Origin of the sequence: Streptomyces sp. NPDC057302, from assembly GCF_042667685.1 — a bacterium.
Taxonomy (GTDB): domain Bacteria; phylum Actinomycetota; class Actinomycetes; order Streptomycetales; family Streptomycetaceae; genus Streptomyces.
In genome coordinates this window covers 162642-177945 of record NZ_JBHUZJ010000005.1, presented here as the reverse complement: position 1 = coordinate 177945, position 15304 = coordinate 162642, and the positions used below count along the sequence as shown (strand labels likewise).

Annotated in this window: 18 protein-coding genes; 5 read left to right on the top strand and 13 right to left on the bottom strand. The window is 70.0% G+C overall.

Going from position 1 to position 15304, the window contains the following annotated elements:
- Window positions 1-35: 35 nt before the first annotated feature.
- Window positions 36-239: a hypothetical protein gene (locus ACFUPX_RS06390; RefSeq protein WP_135333243.1), complete on the bottom strand. Its 204-nt coding sequence runs from the start codon at window positions 237-239 to the stop codon at window positions 36-38.
- Between the two features lie 383 nt (window positions 240-622).
- On the bottom strand, window positions 623-904 hold the full coding sequence (locus ACFUPX_RS06385; protein ID WP_383316858.1) for an acylphosphatase: 282 nt from the start codon (window positions 902-904) through the stop codon (window positions 623-625).
- 131 nt (window positions 905-1035) lie between these two features.
- On the opposite strand from ACFUPX_RS06385, the gene ACFUPX_RS06380 reads away from it, so the two are divergent.
- Together ACFUPX_RS06380 and ACFUPX_RS06375 are read left to right on the top strand one after the other, a co-directional pair.
- The gene (locus tag ACFUPX_RS06380) at window positions 1036-1983 is read left to right on the top strand and encodes a CAP domain-containing protein (protein ID WP_383317029.1); all 948 of its coding nucleotides are present in this window, start codon (window positions 1036-1038) and stop codon (window positions 1981-1983) included.
- 74 nt (window positions 1984-2057) lie between these two features.
- A complete protein-coding gene (locus ACFUPX_RS06375; protein WP_383316855.1) occupies window positions 2058-2447 on the top strand; it encodes a winged helix-turn-helix transcriptional regulator in 390 nt (129 codons plus the stop codon).
- On the opposite strand, the gene mutM is transcribed toward ACFUPX_RS06375, so the two are convergent.
- The 9 genes from mutM to ACFUPX_RS06330 all read right to left on the bottom strand — a co-directional run bounded on the left by mutM (window position 2417) and on the right by ACFUPX_RS06330 (window position 11555).
- Window positions 2417-3280, bottom strand: a complete 864-nt coding sequence (gene mutM, locus ACFUPX_RS06370; RefSeq protein WP_383316852.1) for a bifunctional DNA-formamidopyrimidine glycosylase/DNA-(apurinic or apyrimidinic site) lyase — start codon at window positions 3278-3280, stop codon at window positions 2417-2419. The genes ACFUPX_RS06375 and mutM overlap by 31 nt on opposite strands.
- A 110-nt stretch (window positions 3281-3390) precedes the next feature.
- Entirely contained in the window at window positions 3391-4245 is an 855-nt protein-coding gene (gene rnc, locus ACFUPX_RS06365) for a ribonuclease III (RefSeq protein ID WP_383316849.1), read from the bottom strand.
- A 7-nt stretch (window positions 4246-4252) separates the two neighbouring features.
- Window positions 4253-4426: a 50S ribosomal protein L32 gene (gene rpmF / locus ACFUPX_RS06360; protein WP_003965982.1), complete on the bottom strand. Its 174-nt coding sequence runs from the start codon at window positions 4424-4426 to the stop codon at window positions 4253-4255.
- A 2-nt stretch (window positions 4427-4428) separates the two neighbouring features.
- Entirely contained in the window at window positions 4429-5073 is a 645-nt protein-coding gene (locus ACFUPX_RS06355; protein WP_383317026.1) for a YceD family protein, read from the bottom strand.
- Window positions 5074-5243: 170 nt separating this feature from the next.
- A complete protein-coding gene (locus tag ACFUPX_RS06350) occupies window positions 5244-6341 on the bottom strand; it encodes a cell division initiation protein (RefSeq protein WP_383316846.1) in 1098 nt (365 codons plus the stop codon).
- A gap of 90 nt (window positions 6342-6431) precedes the next feature.
- The gene (gene coaD / locus ACFUPX_RS06345) at window positions 6432-6911 is read right to left on the bottom strand and encodes a pantetheine-phosphate adenylyltransferase (RefSeq protein WP_383317023.1); all 480 of its coding nucleotides are present in this window, start codon (window positions 6909-6911) and stop codon (window positions 6432-6434) included.
- Window positions 6912-6937: 26 nt separating this feature from the next.
- Window positions 6938-7531, bottom strand: a complete 594-nt coding sequence (gene rsmD / locus ACFUPX_RS06340) for a 16S rRNA (guanine(966)-N(2))-methyltransferase RsmD (RefSeq protein ID WP_383316843.1) — start codon at window positions 7529-7531, stop codon at window positions 6938-6940.
- A 71-nt stretch (window positions 7532-7602) separates the two neighbouring features.
- The gene (gene recG / locus ACFUPX_RS06335) at window positions 7603-9813 is read right to left on the bottom strand and encodes an ATP-dependent DNA helicase RecG (RefSeq protein WP_383316840.1); all 2211 of its coding nucleotides are present in this window, start codon (window positions 9811-9813) and stop codon (window positions 7603-7605) included.
- 80 nt (window positions 9814-9893) lie between these two features.
- The gene (locus ACFUPX_RS06330) at window positions 9894-11555 is read right to left on the bottom strand and encodes a DAK2 domain-containing protein (RefSeq protein WP_383316837.1); all 1662 of its coding nucleotides are present in this window, start codon (window positions 11553-11555) and stop codon (window positions 9894-9896) included.
- Window positions 11556-11773: 218 nt separating this feature from the next.
- On the opposite strand from ACFUPX_RS06330, the gene rpmB reads away from it, so the two are divergent.
- On the top strand, window positions 11774-11959 hold the full coding sequence (gene rpmB, locus ACFUPX_RS06325; RefSeq protein WP_160507429.1) for a 50S ribosomal protein L28: 186 nt from the start codon (window positions 11774-11776) through the stop codon (window positions 11957-11959).
- Between the two features lie 216 nt (window positions 11960-12175).
- Here the strand turns inward: rpmB and ACFUPX_RS06320 are convergent, their stop codons facing one another.
- Window positions 12176-13141, bottom strand: coding sequence for a thiamine-phosphate kinase (locus ACFUPX_RS06320; RefSeq protein WP_383316832.1), 966 nt, complete (start codon window positions 13139-13141; stop codon window positions 12176-12178).
- Window positions 13142-13350: 209 nt separating this feature from the next.
- Between ACFUPX_RS06320 and ACFUPX_RS06315 the strand changes: the two genes are divergently transcribed.
- Window positions 13351-13584, top strand: a complete 234-nt coding sequence (locus ACFUPX_RS06315; protein WP_016642988.1) for an Lrp/AsnC family transcriptional regulator — start codon at window positions 13351-13353, stop codon at window positions 13582-13584.
- Between the two features lie 26 nt (window positions 13585-13610).
- On the top strand, window positions 13611-14093 hold the full coding sequence (locus ACFUPX_RS06310; RefSeq protein ID WP_383317020.1) for a DUF3515 domain-containing protein: 483 nt from the start codon (window positions 13611-13613) through the stop codon (window positions 14091-14093).
- A gap of 27 nt (window positions 14094-14120) precedes the next feature.
- Here ACFUPX_RS06310 and ACFUPX_RS06305 read toward each other — a convergent pair whose 3' ends face one another.
- Complete coding sequence (locus tag ACFUPX_RS06305; RefSeq protein WP_383316829.1) at window positions 14121-15302, bottom strand: D-alanine--D-alanine ligase family protein; 1182 nt, start codon at window positions 15300-15302, stop codon at window positions 14121-14123.
- Window positions 15303-15304: the final 2 nt, after the last annotated feature.

Sequence of the window (15304 nt, the reverse complement as noted above, 5' to 3'; positions counted from 1 at the left end):
GAGCGCCTTACATGAGCGCCTTACTGAGTTGGTGGTCAGGTGAGCGCAGGCTCCGCCTGGGGTACGTCGATGCTCTCCAGGAGAGATTCGTGAGAAGCGGCAGCCGCGAGCGCGTCGTTCTCGGCCTGGATCTTCACAAGCTCAGATTCCAGGTCCTGAACGCGCTGCTGGAGCCGTCGCATCTCGGCGAGAAGTCGCGGGTCGGAACCGCCGACGTAACCGAGAAGCGCCTTTGCCATGATGGATGGTCCTCCACAATGAGTGACCGACCGAAGCGGTGTGGGTCGTGAGGGATTCGCACCCGCGGTGCTTGGCACTCGTTGTTCGTGCTGGGTCTTGCTGGCCGTTCTCACATGCCAAACAGCTAAGGTGCGCGGGGATTCCAGAGTCTCACCAAAAAGTTTGACGGTCAACACGATCACGCCCCGTATTGGCGGGCAACCCGGGGGCCTGCGGCCGTAAGAACGGCGGCGCTGCCTCTGCTGCGGGGCCCTGGGGGCGTGTCGATCATCCTTCACCGGGGAGCCTGCCACGACGGACCGTTCTTGGCAACCACCAGGCGTTTCCTGCCCCGGGCAGTTGCCGTGACCCCATCCGCGCGCCCCCACCCGACGGCTCTCCGTCAGCGAATCGCGAACGTGTCGTAGATGCCGCGCGGAGTGTCCCAGATCTCAGTGACACCATCGACGCGGCCGGGTGTGTCGCCCTCCCGGAGCCAGTCGAGCAGCCCCTGGGCACCCGCACGCGCACCCTCGGCGACGACTTGCACACGGCCGTCGTCCAGATTGAGAGCAAAACCACTCAGGCCCCCGATCTCCAGAGCCTTGGCACGCGTGAACCAGCGGAATCCCACGCCTTGCACCTGGCCACGCACCCATGCCGTGACTCTGACTTCTTCGTTCATGGGTGCACGCTAACCGGCCAATTGCTCTCGGAGCACTTCGTCCCCATGCGCCATCGCGTACAGTCCCGACTCGATGAGCCTCACCCGTATGGGTGAGCCACGTTGACCGCCAGGACGAGGAAGGCCAGGAGATGGGACGCCACCGACGCTCCGGCGCAGGGGCAGCCGCCACCGGCCGCGCCACTGGAGTCTCCGACGTGTACGCGGGCGAGCACGCCGGCGTCCCGGAGCCCCGCCCCGCCACCGTCACGCACCGCCGCAAGGGCCGCCGTGCGGCTCCGGTGCGCACCGGCCTGCTCGGTGTCTCGGCAGCCGTCGCCATGGGCGCCGTGGCCGTCGCCACCGGCCTGGTGCCCGGCGCCGACAACTACTCCCTGGGCGGTGGCGGCGACTCGAACAAGGTGCGTGCCGCCACCACACCGAGCGAGGTGGCCCCGCAGGGCGGCGACAGCGGCACCGCCGACCGCGAGTCGGCCCCGCCGAGCCGCGGCTCCGAGCGGCCCGACGCCCCGGCCCCCGCGCCCTCGAAGTCCGCCGACAAGCCCTCGGCCGAGCCGTCGAAGAAGCCGTCGACCCAGGCGCCCGCGCCGGACACCGACGAGAAGAAGAACGAGAAGACGACGCCCCCGAGCCCTTCGCGCACCGCTCCCTCCGAGAAGCCGAAGGCCCCGCCGGTCACCGGCTCGAAGTCGCCGTCCGCCGAGAACGCGGCCGAGGCCGCGGTGCTCACCCTGGTCAACGCGGAGCGGGCCAAGGTCGGCTGCTCCCCCGTGCGCGCCGATGCCGCGCTGGCCTCGCTCGCCGGGAACTTCAGCGCGGACATGGCCGAGCGCGACTTCTTCGACCACACCGACCCGGACGGCGCGACCCCGTGGGACCGCGCCGAGAAGGCCGGGATATCCGACCTGGGCGGCGAGAACATCGCCCGCGGCCAGGCCAACGCCCAGTCCGTGATGGACGCCTGGATGAACAGCGACGGCCACCGGGCCAACATCCTGAACTGCGACTACAAGACCCTGGGCGTCGGCGCGCACTTCGCGCCGGGCGGCCCCTGGTGGACGCAGGACTTCGGCTTCTAGGACACGGAGTCCCTCCACTTACTGTCGGTTAGCGCCACCCCTAGGTCAGCGCTGCGCGAGAGTATGCTTGCGGTATGGAACCCACCGCCCAGGACCTGGCGTACGACGTGTTCTCCAAGCAGTGCCCCTCGCGCGGCACCCTGGAGCACGTCACCGGACGCTGGGGCGCGCTCACCCTGGGCGCGCTGCACGACGGCACGTTCCGTTTCAACGAACTGCGCCGCCGGGTGGACGGCGTGAGCGAGAAGATGCTGTCCCAGACGCTGCACGCCCTTGAGCGCGACGGCTTGGTCCACCGCGAGGCGCAGCCCACCAACCCGCCGCGCGTGGACTATCAACTCACCCCGCTGGGGCGGGAGATCACCGAACGCCTGATGAACCTCATCCACTTCGTGGAGGGCAGGATGGACGGCGTGCTCGAAGCGCGCGAGCGCTACGACAGCGCGCCGGCCGGCGGCCGCTGACAGCGCGGGCAGAAGTAACTGGAGCGATTCATCCAGGGGCGCCGGCGCATCGGCGTGCCGCAGCGGCGGCACGGCTCGTCCTCGCGTCCATAGGCGTCGAGCGACCGCTCGAAATACCCGGATTCGCCGTTCACGTTCACATACAGGCTGTCGAAGCTCGTGCCGCCGACCGCGAGGGCGGCATTCATCACGTCCCGTACGTGGCCCAGGAGTTCAGCCGTGCGCGGGCGTGTGAACGTGGCGGTGGGCCGCTCGTAGTGCAGCTTCGACCGCCAAAGGGCCTCGTCCGCGTAGATGTTGCCGACGCCGCTGATCAACGACTGGTCGAGCAGGGCGCGTTTGATCGTCGTACGACGGCGGCGCAGCGCGGTGTGGAAGGCCGCGTCGTCGAAGAGCTCGTCCAGCGGATCGCGTGCGATGTGCGCGATGACGTCCGGCATTCCGTCCGCGGTGTTCGCGTGCAGCGAGAGCCCGCCGAAGGTGCGCTGGTCGACGAAGCGCAGCTCGGTGCCGAGGTCGTCGGCGAACCGGACCCGGATCCGCAGGTGCTTCTCGTCGGGAGCCTCTTGGGGCTGCACGAGCAGCTGCCCGCTCATCCCGAGATGGGCGAGGATCGAGGTGCCGCTGTCCTCGACGGGCAGCCAGAGATACTTCCCCCGCCGCATCGCCGTACCGACACGGTGGCCCTTGAGCCGGAGCCCGAAGTCGTCACCGCCCGCGATGTGCCGCCGCACGGACCGCGGATGCAGCACCTCGACATCGGCGACGACGCGCTGAGCCACCCACCGCTCAAGACCACGCCGGACGACTTCGACCTCGGGCAGCTCGGGCATGGGGTCTCGACTCCGGGGTGACGGGCGGGCGGGTGGAAACCCCGCCGCGAAGCGGCGAAAAAAGCTGGTGCCGGCCACCCAAAGGGCGACCGGCACCACATATTAAAGCGTCAGGCAGACGGAGCTTCGGAGCCCCCGTCGACCTCCGCGGCAGCGGGAGCCGCAGGAGCCGAGGCAGCGATTTCCGCCGCCTTGATCCGCTCATCCGCGGCAGCGCGAATCTCACGCCATGCGGACTCCGCGGCCTGCTGCTCCGCTTCCTTCTTGCTGCGGCCGGTGCCGGTGCCGTACGAGACGCCTCCGACGCGGGCGGCAGCAGTAAAGGTCTTCTCGTGGTCCGGGCCGCTCTCCGTGACGAGGTACTCGGGAACACCGAGGCTCTCGGTCGCGGTGAGCTCCTGGAGGCTGGTTTTCCAGTCCAGGCCCGCGCCCAGGTTCGAGGACTTTTCGATCAACGGGTCGAAGAGCCGGTGTACCAGCTCGCCCGCCGCGTCCAGACCCTGGTCCAGATAGACCGCGCCGATCACCGCTTCAAGGGTGTCGGCGAGGATGGATGCCTTGTCCCGGCCACCCGTGCCCTCTTCGCCCCGGCCGAGCCGGATGAAGAGACCGAGTTCGAGGCCACGACTGACCTCCGCCAACGCACGCGAATTGACCACCGCGGCCCGCAACTTGGCCAGCTGGCCTTCGGGCAGGTCGGGGTGGGTGCGATAGAGCGTGTCCGTGACGACGAGTCCCAGCACCGAGTCCCCGAGGAACTCGAGCCGTTCATTCGTCGGCAGACCGCCGTTCTCGTACGCGTACGAACGGTGGGTCAGTGCACGCACCAGAAGGGCGGACTCGAGTTTGTACCCGAGCCGCCCTTCCAAAAGCGTGTGGGACGAGGCCGTGTTTTCCGCCTGCTTCTTGGCGTTCTCCGCCTTGGCGTCATCCGCCGTTTTGTGGCTAGACACGGTGCCTCTCACCAGCCGCTCAGACCTCGAGGACCTGGCGCTTGTTGTACGTGCCGCAGCTCGGGCACGCGATGTGCTGCAGCTTCGGCTCCTGGCAACGCTCACACGAAACCAGAGTGGGGACCGCAGCCTTCCACTGCGACCGGCGGTGGCGCGTGTTGCTGCGCGACATCTTCCGCTTCGGAACAGCCACGGCTACTTCTCCTGCTTCTCGTCGACGCCGGCTTCGGCGCCGCTCACGTCGTCCTTCTCGCCGTCCTGGATGGTCCCGGCGAGTCCCTGCAGTGCCGCCCAACGAATGTCGGCGACGTCGTGGTGGTGGTCCGGGTCGTCCGCGAGCCGTGCTCCACACTGGGAACACAGGCCCGGACAGTCGTCCCGGCACACCGGCTGCATCGGCAGTGCGAGCACTACCGCGTCACGCAGCACGGGTTCGAGGTCGAACAAGCCGTCCTCGAGATAGAGCCTGTCCTCGTCGTCCTCGGCGTCGTCGGCCGGTTCCGCGGTGCGGCCCCGGTCGTCGGCGTCAGGGTACGAGAACATCTCCTGGAAATCCGCTTCCACCTCAAGCTTCAGCGGCTCCAGACACCTTACGCACTCCCCCTCGGCCGACGCACGGGCGGTGCCTGTGACAAGCACCCCTTCCATGACCGACTCAAGGCGGATCTCCAGCTCGACCGGTGCGCCCTGCGGCACTCCGATCACCCCGTCGATACCGAGGACGTCCGGCGAACCGGGGGCCTCGATGGAACGGGTCAGCCGCTGCAGCGCACCGGGACGCCGACCCAGCTCGTGTGTGTCGAACACGAGTGGGTTGCGGTGGTCTAGGCGAGCACTCAGGGCGTTTCCTGCTTTCGAATCCTGGAAGTTCAAGGAGGGCCGCCCCCGTCGTGAGCTTCGCTCACTAGCCGGGCAGCCTGGATCGCGGACGTACGCGCGACCGAAGAGCCAGGATACTGGACCATTCGCTCTCGGCCCAATCCGGTCCCGGACGGACCTCGCAGCGGGGGCTAGCGGCCCTGTTCGTACTGGCGCAGCTGCTCCGCCGTGATCATGCCGGTGTCGAAGAGACTGGTCTCGTCGAGCACCCCGGGGGCCTGCTGCTGGTGGTGCTGCTGCTGTTGCTGCTGCTGTTGCTGCGGGTCCCCGTACCCCTGCTGCTGGGCCTGGTCGTATCCCTGCTGCGGGTAGCCGTACGGATCCTGCTGCTGGTAGCCGTACGGGTCCTGCTGGGCGTACTGCTGCTGGTAGGCGTACTGGTCCTGCTGCTGGTACGCGTACGGGTCGGGCTCCTGCTGGGGCGGGGCGTACGGCTGCTGCACCGGGATCTGCGGGGGCACCTGGGGCGGCTGCGGGGCCACCTGGGCGGGGACCGCGGGAGCCGGGGCCGCCGTGGGGTCGGTGAGGCCCGCGAGGTACTCGGCGTCCGTGGTGTGCGCCTGGGAGCCGAGGCCGTCGGCCAGGGCCGCCAGGTCGTCGGCGGGCGCACGGCCGTGCAGGGTCTGACGGCCGCGGCCGACCGCCTCCAGGGTCTTGGCCAGGACCGCCTCGAAGGCGCCGAGCTTGGCGTCGACGTACGCGTCCGCGTCCCGGCGCAGCGTCTCGGGGTCCGTGCTGCGCTGCGGGGCGTCCTCGTCCTCGTAACCCTGCTCGTCGAGGCCGGGTCCGGTGCCCAGGAGCTTCTCGCGGCCACGGCCGACGGAGCCGAGGGTCTTGGTGAGGACGACCTCGAAGTTGGCCAGCTTGCTGTCCACGTAGTCGTCGGCCTCGACGCGGACCTCGTCGGCCGCCTGCCGGGCCTCCGCGAGGATGCGCTCGGCCTCGCCCTGCGAGTTGCGGGCGACCTCCGTGTCGGAGATCAGCGAGCCGCGCTCGGCGTGGGCGGTCTCGATGATCCGGTCCGCCTCCTGGCGGGCCTGCTCGACCAGCTGCTCACGGCCGCCGATGAGCTCCTGCGCCTGGGCGAGGGAGCCGGGCAGTGCCTGGCGCACCTCTTCGAGCATCGACAGCAGATCGGCGCGGTTGACCACGCACGAGGCCGACATGGGCATCGACCGGGCGCTGCCGACCGCGTCGACGATCTCGTCGATCTTCTTCTGCACGTCCACCGTGTGCTCGCCACTCTCTACAGCTGATTGGAGACGGACGGCACGACTGTAAGGCCAGTCGGTGGCCGTCCGACACCGGGTGACGGGCTGTCAGTTCTTGCCGATGCGCTCCACCAGCGCCTCGTGGACCATCGGCGGCAGCAGGTGGGCGACGTCGCCGCCCCAGGCGGCGACCTCCTTGACCAGCGAGGAGGAGAGGAAGCTGTAGGTGGGGTTCGTGGGCACGAACAGGGTCTCGACTCCCGAGAGGCCGTTGTTCATCTGGGCCATCTGCAGTTCGTAGTCGAAATCGCTGACCGCGCGCAGGCCCTTGACGATGGCCGGGATGTCGCGCTGCTTGCAGAAGTCGACGAGAAGGCCGTGGAAGGACTCGACCTCGACGTTCCCGAAGTCGGCGGTGACCTGGCGGATCATCTCGATCCGCTCCTCGACGGAGAACAGGCCCTTCTTCGACTGGTTGATCATCACCGCGACGTGCACCACGTCGTAAAGCCTGGAGGCGCGGGCGATGATGTCGAGGTGTCCATTGGTGATGGGGTCGAATGACCCCGGACAGACGGCGCGGCGCAACTGAAGTCCCTCGCTCTCCGGTCCGGTCATGGCGCGATCACTGAGTCGTCGCACGTAGAGGCGGCGCGACCGTACCAAAACGTGCCTTCGCCGTAGCGACGGGACCTCAGTGCTTCGAAGCCGTCGGGCCAGCAGAATTCTCCGCCTCTGGTACTGCGTTCAACGGTGACGAGCGCATCGTCCGTGAGCCAGCCTTCCGCCCGGAGTGTGAGCAGGATCTCGCGAAGATCGTCATCGGTGACGACGTACGGAGGGTCGAGGAAGACCAGGTCGTACGGGGTCGTGGGGGCGCCGCTCCGGACGATCTGGGCGGCTTTGCCCGGCCTGACCTCGGCGCCGGGCAGGCCGATCGACTTCACGTTCTCCCGGATGGTGCGCACCGCGCCGGTGTCGGCCTCGACGAGCAGGGCGTGGGCGGCGCCGCGCGAGAGCGCTTCGAGGCCGATGGCGCCGGACCCCGCGTACAGGTCCAGGACGCGCGCCTCGTCGAGCGTGCCCTGCAAGGCCTGCCAGGTGGAGAACAGGCCCTCGCGCGCACGGTCGGACGTGGGCCGTGTGCCGTTTCCTGGCGGGACGGTGAGGCGACGTCCGCCGGCCGCACCGGCGATCACGCGGGTCATCTGAGTCCTTGTCGGTGTACGTGAGGGAAGATCCGCCCTCAGTCTCTCAGCCCTTGTGCCGCCGCTGCCTGTCAGCCCTTGTCCAAGTACTGCTCCCGCTCGTCGTCCAGGAGGGCGTCCAGGGCGGTGCGCAGCTCGGGCAGGTGCTCCAGGTCGGGGTCGGCGGACACGACCGCGACGGCCTCCTCGCGGGCCGCGGCGATGATCTCCTCGTCCTCGATGACGGCGAGCATGCGCAGGCTGGAGCGGACTCCGGACTGCGCCTGGCCCAGTACGTCGCCCTCGCGGCGCTGCTCCAGGTCGATCCGGGAGAGCTCGAAGCCGTCGAGCGTCGCGGCCACCGCCCCGAGGCGCGCGCGGGCGGGGCTCGCCTCGGGCATCTCGGTGACCAGGAGACAGAGGCCGGGGGCCGAGCCACGGCCGACGCGACCGCGCAGCTGATGCAGCTGCGATACGCCGAAGCGGTCGGCGTCCATGATCACCATGGCCGTGGCGTTCGGGACGTTCACGCCGACCTCGATGACCGTCGTCGCGACCAGGACCTGGGTCTCGCCCGCGGCGAAGCGGCGCATCACCGCGTCCTTGTCGTCGGGCTGCATGCGGCCGTGCAGGATCTCCACCTTGAGGCCGCTCAGCGGGCCGCGGGTGAGCTGCTCGGCGACCTCGACGACGGCGAGCGGGGGCCGCTTCTCGGCGGTGGCCTCTTCTTCGGCCTTCTTCTTGGCCTTCTTCGGGTCGTCGTCCTCGTCGCCGATCCGGGGGCACACCACGTACGCCTGGTGGCCGTTCTCGACTTCTTCGCGCACGCGCTCCCACGCGCGCGCCAGGAAGTGGGGCTTGTCCTCGGCCGGTACGACATGGGTGGCGATCGGCGAGCGGCCCGCGGGGAGCTGGTCCAGGACCGAGGTCTCCAGATCGCCGAAGACGGTCATCGCGACCGTGCGCGGAATGGGCGTGGCCGTCATGACCAGGAGGTGCGGGGGCTGCTTGCCCTTGCCGCGCAGGGCGTCGCGCTGCTCGACCCCGAAGCGGTGCTGTTCGTCGACGACGACCAGGCCCAGGTCGTGGAACTGAACCTTGTCCTCGATCAGCGCGTGCGTGCCGATGACGATCCCGGCCTCGCCGGTGACCAGGTCGAGCAGGGCCTGCCGCCGGCCCGCCATGCCCATGGAGCCGGTGAGCAACGTCACCTTCGTGCCCTGGTCCGAGCCCCCGAGCATGCCGCCCTCGGCGAGCTCGCCCATCATCTCGGTGATCGAGCGGTGGTGCTGCTGGGCGAGGACTTCGGTGGGCGCGAGCATCGCGGCCTGGCCGCCCGCGTCCACGACGGCGAGCATGGCGCGCAGGGCGACCATCGTCTTCCCGGAACCGACTTCTCCCTGGAGGAGGCGGTGCATCGGGTGCTCGGTCGCCAGGTCGTCGAAGATCTCCTTGGAGACCTTCTCCTGGCCCTCGGTGAGGGTGAAGGGCAGCTTGGCGTCGAAGGCGTCGAGCAGGCCGCCCTCGCGGGGGCGGCGGGCGATCGCGGGGAGTTGCGCGTCCGCGTACCTCCGGCGGGCCAGGGCCACTTGGAGGACGAAGGCCTCGTCCCACTTCAGGCGGTCGCGGGCCGATTCGATGTCCGCCTTGGTGTGCGGGCGGTGGATCTTCAGGAGCGCTTCGGGGAGCGGGATCAGCTCGCGGCCGTCGCGCAGGCTCGGCGGCAGCGGGTCGACGGCCTCCTGGGCGCTGGGCAGCACCGCGTCGACCGACTTGGCGATCTTCCAGGACTCCAGCTTGGCGGTGGCCGGATAGATCGGGATGAGGGCGCCCGCCCAGGAGCCCACAGCGTCCTCGGCGCCGTCAGGGTTGTCAGGGTCGCCCTTGAGCAGTTCGTACGCCGGGTGGGCGAGCTGCATCTTGCGGTTGAAGACGGATGCCTTGCCCGCGAACATCGCGCGCGTGCCGGGCAGCAGGTCCTTGTGCGGCTTGTGGATGCCGCGGCCGAAGAAGACCAGCTGGAGCTGGCCGCTGCCGTCGGTGATCGTCACTTCGAGGCGCTGGCCCCTGCCGCCGTTGAACGTCAGGATGCGGGCCGTCGCGACCTGGGCGACCACCGTGACGTGCTCGTCCAGGGGCAGGTCGGCGAGGCGGGTGAGCTCGCCACGCTCCGCGTACTTGCGCGGGTAGTGGTGCAGCAGGTCGCCGACCGTGTGCAGGTCCAGGTGCTCGGCCATCACCTTCGCGGTGGCGGGACCGACCACTTTCTTCAGGGGTTCTTCGAGCGCGGGCACGAGATCCATTGCACACCACCCCACTGACAATTCGGCGTACGTCCGCGAAATCCGCTGGTCAGGCTGGTGCGATGGGCGCGAGGAGCCCGCTACTCCACGCCGATCAGGAGCAGGGCCGACTGACGTCCCCCGCGGTAGACCACCGTGTCGACCGCCAGATGCGCCTCGCGCACATGCTTCTCCAGCTCGTCGCCGAGGCTGTCCGGCACGTTCTCGCCGAGCACCAGCGTGACCATCTCGCCGCCCGCGGCCAGCATCCGGTCGAGGACGGACCGCGCGGTGCGCGTGGTGTCGTCGCCGATCAGCGCGACGTCGCCGTCGATCAGTCCGAGGACGTCACCGGCCTGGCAGATGCCCGCCATGGTCCACGACTGCCGCTCGGCGACGGCCAGTTCGGCGTACCGGGTCGCGCCGGCCGCCGAGGTCATCGCGACGACGTCCTCGTCGAAGCGGCGGTCCGGCTCGTGCACGGCGAGCGCCGCGATGCCCTGGACCGCGGACCGGGTGGGGATCAGCGCGACGCGCACCCCTTCGGTGCGGGCCTGTTCCGCGGCGGCGGCAGCGGTGTGGCGCAGCTCGGCGTCGTTCGGCAGGAGCACCACCTCGCGCGCGTGGGCCCGCCGGATCGCCTCGACCAGCTCCCCGCTGGCGGGCGGCTCCCCGGGGCGCGTGGGCACCGTGGTCGCCCCGGCTTCGGCGTAGAGACCCGCGAGCCCCTCCCCCGGTACGACGGCGACGATCCCGCGCTGCACCCGCTCCCGGGGCGGGTGCGCGGCACCCGCGGTGTGCGCGTCCCCCACCCCGAAGTGGGTGATGCGGATGCGGTGGGGCCGCCCGGCCTCCACGCCCGCCTCGACGGCGGCTCCGGCGTCGTCCACATGGACGTGGACGTTCCACAGCCCGTCGCCGCCGACGACGACGAGCGAGTCACCGAGTCCGTCCAGCCGGGTCCGCAGCCGTGCGACGGCCGTGTCGTCGGCCTCCAGGAGGTAGATCACCTCGAAGGCGGGGGCCGTGCCGTCGGCCGCGGGGTCCTGGCACTCGGCGGGCTCCACGCGCGCGTGCCCGCCCGAAGCCGTCGCCTTCAGGAGCACCGCCTCGCCCGACAGCGCCTCCACGAGCGCCCCGAGCACCGCCACGAGTCCGCGTCCGCCCGCGTCCACCACTCCCGCGCGGCCGAGCACCGCGAGCTGCCCCGGAGTCGCCTCCAGCGCCCGGCACGCACCGTCGTAGGCGGCCCGCGCCACCGCCCCGCAGTCGCCCTCGGCGCCGAAGGCCGCATCGGCAGCGACGGCGGCGACCGTCAGGACGGTGCCCTCGACGGGGTGCGCGACCGCCTGGTGGGCCGATTCGGCGGCCTGCCGCAGCGCGAGCGCCAGGGTCCGGCCGTCGGCGTGATCGGTGTCACGGTCGGCGCCCAGGACCTGCGCCATCCCCCGCAGCAGCTGCGACAGGATCGTGCCCGAGTTCCCGCGGGCCCCGATCAGCGCGCCGTGCGCCATGGCGCGTACGGCCTCGGCCAGGGCGGGCCGGGCGGGCTCCAGGCCCGTGAAGACGGCGTCCACCGCCTGGGCGGCCGATTCCACGGTCAGATAGAGGTTCGTTCCGGTGTCCCCGTCCGCGACCGGATAGACGTTGATCGCGTCGATCTCCTCGCGGGCGCCTCCCAGGGCGTCCAGAGCGAGGCCGCACCAGGCGCGCACCGCGACGGCGTCGAGGTTCTGCGGCACCTGCTCGCCTCCTAAGGGCATCCGGAATGGACGCAGCGTAGACCGGGAAGGACGAAGGGCCCGGGGCGGGGCCGGAGCGAGACATGGTAGTTTCGTTCTATCGAAGCAGTCGTTGTATGCTGCTCCGGTTGCCCGATACCTATCGGGCCATTCCTCCTGGCAACGCCACCCACGATCATTGCACTGATCCCGGCATGCCGGGATTAACCGTAAGTGCATCTGAAGTCTTGGAGTGACCCGTGGCTGCCAACTGCGACGTCTGCGGCAAGGGGCCGAGCTTCGGCAACAACATCTCGCACTCTCACCGCCGTACGTCCCGTCGCTGGAACCCGAACATCCAGCGCGTTCGTGCCGTGGTCAGCGGGACGCCGAAGCGGCTCAACGCCTGCACCTCGTGCATCAAGGCCGGCAAGGTCTCGCGCTGACGCAAGTAAGCGCGGCCACCTAGCTGGTTGCTAAAAGGGCCGGTCCCCCTCGGGGGACCGGCCCTTTTGTCTTGGAGACGCCCCCTGGTCGACGACCGAGGGGGCGTCCGGCCGAACTGGTCGAGACGGTCGCCGAGTTGATCACGGGCGCGCGGTGGCGGCGGTGACGGCGGTGACGACGCTCATGCCGTGGCTGCCGAGCGCCGGCATCGTCTTTCAGTCCTCGAGGTTGTCGCCGAAGTGGTCCCAGCCCTTGCTGGTCCAGGGTGCGCCGTCGACCGTCACCTGCGGCAGGGCCGAGGGGTTGAGGACCTCGCCGATGACCTTCCAGCGGGCGGGCAGTTTCACGTCCGGCGGGAACGTCGCCACGATCGCGTGGTCCTCGCCGCCGTTGAGCACCCACTGCAGGGGGTCGACGCCGACGGCCTGGCCGATGTCGTTCATCTGGGAGGGCACGTCGACGTCTCCGGAGCGGATGTCGATGCGCACCTTGCTGGAATCGGCGATGTGGCCGAGGTCGGCGATGAGTCCGTCGCTCACGTCCGTCATGGAGGTCGCGCCGAGCCCGGCGGCCGCGGGGCCCGCGTGGTAGGGCGGTTCGGGCCTGCGGTGGGCCTCCACGAAGGCGCGGGGCGAGCGGAAGCCGCGCGAGAGCACCGCGTGCCCGGCCGCGGACCAGCCCAACCAGCCGGTGACGGCCACGACATCTCCGGGCTGCGCTCCGGCGCGGGTGACCGGCTCGTGGTTGCGCAGATCGCCGAGCGCGGTGATCGCCACGGTGATCGTGTCGCCACGTACGACATCGCCGCCCACGACGGCGGCTCCCGCGACCTGGCATTCGTCCCGCAGGCCGTCCATGAGCTCCGTGGGCCAGCTCGCGGGGAGTTCGGCGGGGACGACGAGGCCGAGGAGGAGCGCGGTCGGTACGGCGCCCATCGCGGCGATGTCCGCGAGGTTCTGCGCGGCGGCCTTGCGGCCCACGTCGTAGGCGGTGGACCAGTCGCGGCGGAAGTGCCGTCCCTCGAGAAGGATGTCGGTGCTCGCCACGACCCGGCGGTCGGGAGCCGACACGACGGCGGCGTCATCGCCCGGACCGAGCCGGACGGCCGGGGTGGAGGTGAGCCGAGAGGTGAGTTCCCTGATGAGCCCGAACTCCCCCAACTCGCCGACGGTTCCCTTCACCGGGACTCACCATGCCCTTTCACGCTGCTCGGCTTGCGGTCGCGAGCCGTCACTGTCATAGGTACGGTCGGTATGACCGTCAACTTCTGTTGCCTGTCCACCGCGAAGTGCGCGCCACAGGTCCCCTGGGTCTCCCCGTGGGAAGCGGCGACGCGGTACCGTGGCGTCCCTTCTCCCCACATGATCCTCGTGGCCGCCCTGGAGGTTCCGTGGTACAGGCGTACATCCTGATCCAAACAGAGGTCGGCAAAGCGTCGACCGTCGCCGAGCTGATCGGCAAGATCCCAGGAGTCATCCAGGCCGAGGACGTGACCGGACCCTACGATGTCATCGTGCGCGCCCAGGCGGACACGGTCGACGAACTCGGCCGCATGGTGGTCGCCAAAGTCCAGCAAGTGGACGGCATCACCCGGACCCTGACCTGCCCCGTCGTGCACTTGTAGCCCCCGTCTACCCTTGGCCGGTGAAGATTTCCCGTCGCCGGCGTCGCTGCCTGGTCTCAGCTCCCGCCCTCGCACTCCTGATCGCGTCCGCGGGCTGCTCCTCGGCAGACGAAGCAGTGAAGGCCGCGGTTCCTTCCCCGGACAGCAAGGTCACCGAACTGTGCCGGAACCTGGACAAGCTGCTGCCGAAGAAGGTGGACGGTCTTGGGCGCGTTGATCCCGAGCCGAAGTCCCAGCTGACCGCCGGGTGGGGAGACCCGGCGATCATACTGCGCTGCGGTGTCGCGAGACCGACCGAGATGAACGACCCGGAAGCGGACGGCGTGACGGCGGACGGCGTCAACTGGCTGCTCGACGAGCAGGACGACGGCTCGTTCCGCTTCACCTCCACGCTGCGCAAGGCGTACGTGGAGGTCACGGTGCCCAAGGAGCGCGCGGGGAGCGGCGTGAGCCCGCTGACGGACTTCGCCGCCCCCGTCAGGAAGGCCATCCCCAAGGGGATCGCGTAGCGCCTGTGCAGGGTGCCGTACGGGGTGCTAGCGCAGCCCCGTCGACCGGTTGAGGGCCGCCTGGATCAGCCGGTCCACCAGCTCCGAGTAGCCGACGCCGCTGGCTTCCCACATCTTCGGGTACATCGAGATGGGCGTGAAGCCCGGCATCGTGTTGATCTCGTTGATCACGAACTGCCCGTCCTCGGTGAGGAAGAAGTCCGCGCGCACCAGGCCCTCGCAGGACGTGGCCTCGAAGGCGTCGACGGCCAGACGCTGGATCTCGGCGGTCTGCTCGGGCGTCAGCGGGGCGGGCACGATCCCGGGCGTCGAGTCGATGTACTTCGCCTCGAAGTCGTAGTAGTCGTGCGACTGCACCGGCGGGATCTCGGCGGGCAGGCTCGCGCGCGGCCCGTCCTCGAACTCCAGTACCCCGCACTCGATCTCGCGGCCGCGCAGGAGCGACTCGACGAGGATCTTGGGGTCGTGGCGGCGGGCCTCCTCGATCGCATCTTCGAGGCCTTCGAAGGAGTCGACCTTCGTGATGCCCATCGAAGAGCCGCCGCGCGCGGGCTTGATGAACAGCGGCCAGCCGTGCTCGCCGGCGAACTCAGCGATCTTCTTGCGGGCGGTCTGCTCGTCGCGGTCCCACTCGCGCGGGCGGATCACCAGGTACGGGCCGACGGGCAGCCCGAAGGAGATGAAGACCCGCTTCATGTACTCCTTGTCCTGGCCGACGGCCGACGCGAGCACTCCCGCGCCCACGTAGGGCACTCCGGAGAGCTCCAGGAGCCCCTGGAGGGTGCCGTCCTCGCCGTAGGGGCCGTGCAGCATCGGGAAGACGACGTCGACCTCGCCGAGCGCCTTGGGCACGGATCCCGGCTCGTGGTAGACGACCTCGCGGTCGCCCGGGTCCAGGGGCATCACGACGCCGCCCTTGGCCGACTCGGCGAGGTCGGCCACGTTGGGCACCTGGCGGTCGGTGATCGCCATGCGTTCGGGGTCGTCCGCGGTCAGCGCCCAGCGGCCGTCCGTCGTGATGCCGATGGGCAGGACGTCGTACTTGGCGCGGTCGATGGCACGCAGCACGGCGCCCGCCGTGACGACCGAGATGCCGTGCTCCGAGCTGCGGCCGCCGAACACGACGGCCACACGCGGCTTGCGGAGCGGCAGCTCAGAGCTCTGCTCGGGGTGCGCCTTGGGGCTCTGGGGGAGGTTCTCGCTGCTCATAT

Coding starts and splice junctions, on each gene's coding strand:
- ACFUPX_RS06380 (WP_383317029.1), top strand. CDS start 1,036: ATGGGACGCCACCGACGCTCCGGCGCAGGGGCAGCCGCCACCGGCCGC.
- ACFUPX_RS06375 (WP_383316855.1), top strand. CDS start 2,058: ATGGAACCCACCGCCCAGGACCTGGCGTACGACGTGTTCTCCAAGCAG.
- recG (WP_383316840.1), bottom strand. CDS start 9,813: ATGGATCTCGTGCCCGCGCTCGAAGAACCCCTGAAGAAAGTGGTCGGT.
- ACFUPX_RS06385 (WP_383316858.1), bottom strand. CDS start 904: ATGAACGAAGAAGTCAGAGTCACGGCATGGGTGCGTGGCCAGGTGCAA.
- ACFUPX_RS06330 (WP_383316837.1), bottom strand. CDS start 11,555: ATGCCCTTAGGAGGCGAGCAGGTGCCGCAGAACCTCGACGCCGTCGCG.
- ACFUPX_RS06390 (WP_135333243.1), bottom strand. CDS start 239: ATGGCAAAGGCGCTTCTCGGTTACGTCGGCGGTTCCGACCCGCGACTT.
- ACFUPX_RS06305 (WP_383316829.1), bottom strand. CDS start 15,302: ATGAGCAGCGAGAACCTCCCCCAGAGCCCCAAGGCGCACCCCGAGCAG.
- rsmD (WP_383316843.1), bottom strand. CDS start 7,531: ATGACCCGCGTGATCGCCGGTGCGGCCGGCGGACGTCGCCTCACCGTC.
- mutM (WP_383316852.1), bottom strand. CDS start 3,280: ATGCCCGAGCTGCCCGAGGTCGAAGTCGTCCGGCGTGGTCTTGAGCGG.